The sequence below is a fragment of the Dapis brunnea BLCC-M229 genome (genome assembly GCF_050015995.1).
In the GTDB taxonomy this organism is placed as follows: Bacteria; Cyanobacteriota; Cyanobacteriia; order Cyanobacteriales; family Microcoleaceae; genus Trichodesmium.
Map to the genome: position 1 here is coordinate 22,030 of NZ_JBNHEP010000322.1, position 5,339 is coordinate 27,368.

Annotated in this window: 4 protein-coding genes; all 4 read right to left on the minus strand. The window is 41.0% G+C overall.

The genetic code is table 11. The features are described from left to right. Window positions 1-1,321: WD40 repeat domain-containing protein (locus ACP6PM_RS36810; protein ID WP_426591838.1), on the minus strand; the 1,321-nt coding region annotated here is incomplete at its 3' end. Window positions 1,322-1,348: 27 nt separating this feature from the next. Beyond that, the gene (locus ACP6PM_RS36815; protein WP_426591839.1) at window positions 1,349-2,338 is read right to left on the minus strand and encodes a hypothetical protein; all 990 of its coding nucleotides are present in this window, start codon (window positions 2,336-2,338) and stop codon (window positions 1,349-1,351) included. 1,029 nt (window positions 2,339-3,367) lie between these two features. Next, window positions 3,368-4,216, minus strand: coding sequence for an ATP-binding protein (locus ACP6PM_RS36820; RefSeq protein ID WP_426591840.1), 849 nt, complete (start codon window positions 4,214-4,216; stop codon window positions 3,368-3,370). Between the two features lie 201 nt (window positions 4,217-4,417). Further along, on the minus strand, window positions 4,418-5,339 hold a 922-nt coding region (locus ACP6PM_RS36825; RefSeq protein WP_472847526.1), incomplete at its 5' end, for a tetratricopeptide repeat protein.

Here is a 5,339-nt window from a genome sequence, read left to right on the forward strand (position 1 = left end):
GGCCTGTCAGAGTTTGCAATAATTCTCCCTGACGGTTCCACAACTTCACTGTTTTGTAACTTGCAGTTGCAATACTCTCCCCATCAGGGCTAAAAGCGACACTTAAGACGGAATTTTCATGGCCTGTCAGAGTTTGCAATAATTCTCCCTGACGGTTCCACAACTTCACTGTTTTATCATCACTTGCAGTTGCAATAGTCTTTCCATCAGGGTTAAAAGCAATACTCCTGACCCACGCCTCATGGCCTGTAAGAGTCTGCAACAATTCTCCTTGGGGGTTCCACAACTTCACTGTTTTGTAACCAGCAGTTGCAATAATCTCCCCATCAGGGCTAAAAGCGACACTTAAGACAGAATTTTCATGGCCTGTCAGAGTTTGCAATAATTCTCCTTGACGGTTCCACAACTTCACTGTTTTGTCATCACTTGCAGTTGCAATAGTCTTCCCATCAAGGCTAAAAGCGACACTCAAGACCGAATTCTCATGGTCATCCAAATGATTACGCTCTCGATATTCTTCTTGTTTATTGCGTTTGTACACTGCTACTCGGAGAGCATTTGTAATCGTACTACCATCTTCACCCGTTGGTTGAAATTTACCATTGATTTGTCTTTGCCGACCATTCATCGCACTCGTGAGACTATCCCATCGCTCACCTGATGTCGATAACGCTCTAGCCTCATTTGCTCTAGCAATAGCAGTTCGCTTTTCTGATTTTTTACCTTCGCTTTGTTCGTTCAAGGCAAATTTTGTCATCACCCCTGCCAATACCGCCATCACTAAGGAAGCAGCAACCGAAACTATAACCAGTCGCTTTTGCAACTGTAGTCGTTTTTCTTGTTCTTCCCGTCGTTTTTCTCGTTCCTGTTTCAGTTCCTCTAATGTTTCATTTCCTTTCCGTCGCCGAATGAACCCAACTAAATAATCATGTACTAACTGATACTGCTCTACTGGATTTTGTGGCAACAAAAATACCAAACCAGAATCTACAAAAATCTTTAATACTAACTCTAACTCTTCAGCACTAAACTCACTTTCTTTCACCAACTCTGCTTGGGTTTTCAGGGGGCGAGTATTATTTTCATCAGTGAACAACATTAAGATCAACCAAGCTAATTTTTGATTCTCTGCTCCACAATCTCTCACCACTGATGCTAAATATCGCTCTACTAATTGTGCCTTGGGATTATCTCCTAATTCTTGATATTTTTTCAAAGTTGTAATATTCTCTCTCTGTAATTGCGCTCCCATGACTTGTAACTCAATGGGACGAATTTCTCCCAGCTCCTCAGCTAAGTCTTCCACAAATTTTTCTGTCAATTTTTCATCTATTTTAAACTGAGAATTTTATGAATAGGTTTGATGTAATTCTATTGCTCTTTTGGCAACAATATCCAACTCATCCCAACGTTCCAAAAGCTGCAAAATTTTTCCCCAAGCATTGATAAATTTAGCAACTAAGTCTGGGCGATCGCTAATGTCAAATGTTTCCACTGACTGTTGGAAATATGAGCAAGCTTTCTGAAAAGCCATATCTTTTTCTACCCGATGTCTAACTGCATAACTCTGCCACCATAACCCCAGATAATAATATATGTGAGCCACTCGCACCGAATTATTCACTTGTTGCCAAAGTTCGAGACTGCGTTGATAATGGTTTAATGCTATTTCAGTATAATTATCTGCTGCTCTACCTAAAACAAATTCTAGATTTGCCTCTAATTCTGTTTCTAAACTGATTCCTCTATTTGCTAATTCCTGCCGAGCGTTTATCAACTCTTGATAAGTAGATTCTGCTAAACCCAGGTCAGTAGAATATAAAAATATTCCTGACCCACTTTCTAAAACTTTTTGATAAACACAGTCACTCGTTTGCTGAATAAAATCTATTAATTCTTGAGTGGGAGTTTCAAATACAGTTAGACTTGCCCTATTTTCAAAATCAGGAATTAAGCGAATGAACTTTCGGGAAACCTCTGCATCTATCCATAAAAGTATTGGGAAGTGAAAGTTTTTTCTAAACTCGTCTAGGACTAAACTCATGGATACAAGCAATTTATCTACATCCTTTACTGACTCAAAACCCCAAACCATAAAAGCATCTGGTTGTTGCTCTCCTAATTGTTGGCAGATAGTAGCATAAAGTTCTCCCACGGACTCATCTAACTGCAATTTTGCCAAGTCTCCAGAAAAAGATTCCTGGAGTCTTTCCATTAAGCGATCGCGCTGAGTTAGATTATTACAACGGGCTAAAAATAGCCGAAAGTCTCCTTGAGACATTTCCAAAGCAAATATTAGCTCGGACAATAATTCTTCATTTTGATTAAAATCTGGCATTATCGGATAATTAGTTATTTGTTTGTAGTTGGGCTTTAGCCCGTTAAATCTTAATCTTAGACAAGCCTAATTTATCTCAACTAGAATAAAATTGTGGGTCATTTCAGTTATCAGTTATCAGTTATCAGTTATCAGTACCCCTGGCTGTTTGCGCAGCATTCCGTAGGAAACCCAGAGGCTTGAAATATGGATGTTTATTTTTTCCACCCCCTTCAAAGGGGAGGCTTTAGACCTTATTTTTTGGTAAAAAAACCTAACCCCCCAACCCCCTTCCCTACGAGGGAAGGGGGAGAAGACTTCGCCCCTCTCCTGCAAGGAGAGGGGTCTGGGGAGAGGTCTTCCGGGTTGCTCAAATTGTGGGTAAAAAAACCTAACCCCCCAACCCCCTTCCCTACGAGGGAAGGGGGAGTCTTTCCCCCTCTCCTGCAAGGAGAGGGGTCTGGGGAGAGGTCTTCCGGGTTGCTCTTTACCCACATTTTAAGCTAGACGCGCTACTACGAAGCTTTTCATTTTTTCAACTCCACCGCATCTTTTAATATGGGATTAATATTAAACCAAGACCCTTCATCATCTCGGTATTCATAGACAAACATACTCCTAATTAACCTTTGATCTCCATCATCACCTGTAACTTTTTCAGTTTTTGCTACTTGGCGCAACAACTCCCATTCTTCATCTTCCACTGCCAGAGTACGTTCATTGCGCAGATTTTGAATTACTTTGTCCAGACTTTCACGGGAAATAGGCAACCCTTTTTGCTTTTTAATCGCATCATTGAGCATTCGCAATACATTCCTCACATGACCCCCACTCATCTGACATAAATAATCTAGAGTTTCCGCACTGTCAAAAATTTCGGTGATTTTCTCTAGACGTTCTTCTGGCTCCAAATTGGGAAATGCTCTTGCTAAAACTAACTGTCTGAGTAGTGCCATTCCTTCTCCAGATTTATTTCCATCCCGCGACTGTATGGAAACCATTGGCAAGACTTGGGGAGTATTCTTGAACCGTTGAGTTAATGTACCATAGTCATTGGAAAATCGCAGTGCTAGAGGCAGAGTATAAATTACATGACAATGGAGACCCGTTAGTTGTTCGCCGCGATCGACAAATAGATATTCTGGTTGAGGTCGCCCCCAAGATTTTGGGGGAACTATCAACTTTATCGAGGTTGTCAACGATAACTACTAATCCATTTTTACCGTGCTGCTTCAGCTTTTCGTGAGCAGGTTCGAGTAATTCTTGGTTAATAGTTTCAATAATTCCATTAGTACGGGGTCCGAGATAGTCTCTGAGTTTGCTGCGGAGTTGGGGACTAGCTTTGGCTTTGGCAGTTATTTTGCCTATTCCCAAGGCGACGAATTCTAGCCCTTCTTCATCAACTTTGACTTGACCAACTCCGGGTACACCTAATTCTGCTTCGGCAGAAATATCTAGTTCTGTCTGTAGGAGTTTGCCTACTCCATCAAGTATACTTTTTAATCCTTTTGGCTCTTCTAATTTAACTTGTTCTAATGTCTGTAAACTTTCGCTGACTTGTCGCGCTATAGTTAGAAGAATATCGCTAACGTCTATATCTCCCATTTCTAGGTCTTTGTCTGACTCGAAATAGATGACGTGAAAGCCTTCTGCTTCTAACTGTTGCTTGAGTCGCCAGAGTTCGGTTGATTTACCACAACCAATATGTCCGGTAAATAGTTGACAAGTGGGTTCGTCGGGAGACCACAGGGCAATATTGTCTTTGAGGTCTTCAATTATTTGTCCTCCGCGTACTGAGGAGAAGTCAATGTAGTATTTTTGCTCTATTTCCTGGTTATCTTGGAATAAGGCTTTACCAGGGTTTGTTGCCTGAAAGAAGGCTTTGACATTTATGGTCATAATATTTTATATAAATGTACTTCTCTATTTTAGAATATCAATATGACTTATCGCAAAATAATGTATTTTTGTCATTGCGAGCGATAGCGAAGCAATCTCAAATTCCCAAAGCTCATTCCCAATGGGTAAGTCCTAACAAATCCGGTTTCAGCGGTTGGTACTAATAACTGATAACTGAAATTACCACTGGGAAGATGATGGCTAATCTCTCAACTCCTTCAACACCTCATCAGTAAACGGGTTTTTCCCTGCCTGGAGCGCTTTTATCCATTCTTGCCGTTGTGCTTTATTCTTCTCATTGCTAGTCCATTCTACATATACCTGAAAATCTGCGATCGCTCGTTCAATATCCCCAGTTAACGCCCTAGCAAGTCCGCGACTATCAATAATAAGGGCATCTTTAGGGCTAAGGGCGACTGCTTTTTCACAGGCAAACATCACATCAGCAGCTTGTTTGTAAAGACTGCCATTCCAACAGAGGTCATCCCAATTATCAGCAGAAATTTGAGTGGGGTCGATTTTTTCTGCTTCTTGGTAGGAAGCGATCGCTTCCTTAACTTTTCCCTTTTTGACAAGCTGACTTCCTTTATCCAAAAATTCATCTACTGCCTGATATTTGGCTTTAGCTTCTGGGTCAATATTTTGCCAAGTAGGGATAAATGCCACTTTGTCAAGTTCTTTTGCTCGTTGATACTTTTCTATTGCTGCCTCTATTTTTCCTTCTCTGGCTAATTTCGTGCCTTCCTCCATCAGTTTTTCTGCCTCTGCTAATGATGCTGCCCTAACTTTTGGCTTGAGGTCAAGGTCGGAGTTCCATTTTAGTGCTTTCTCGAATTTAGCTACTGCTTCTTCAAGTTTTTCTCTTTCCCCCTTGCTTTCCCTTGCTAATTTCTCTCCCACTATTGCCAAATTACGAGAAGCTACTTTCTTTCGTCCGTAAGTTTGGCAAATCCTGAGTTCCTCTAATTCCTTAGGATGGGAAATTAGGTAATCATTTAACCACTCGCAACCGCGTTTAGTTAAATCTTCTATCCGCCAATTTCTCCACAACTTCACTGTTTTGTCAGCACTTGCAGTTGCTATAGTCTCTCCATCCCGACTAAATGCTACACCTATGACCGAA

What these genes read in the sequence shown, in the direction of transcription:
- ACP6PM_RS36815 (WP_426591839.1), bottom strand. Translation starts at nt 2,338, where the DNA reads ATGCCAGATTTTAATCAAAATGAAGAATTATTGTCCGAGCTAATATTT.
- ACP6PM_RS36820 (WP_426591840.1), bottom strand. Translation starts at nt 4,216, where the DNA reads ATGACCATAAATGTCAAAGCCTTCTTTCAGGCAACAAACCCTGGTAAA.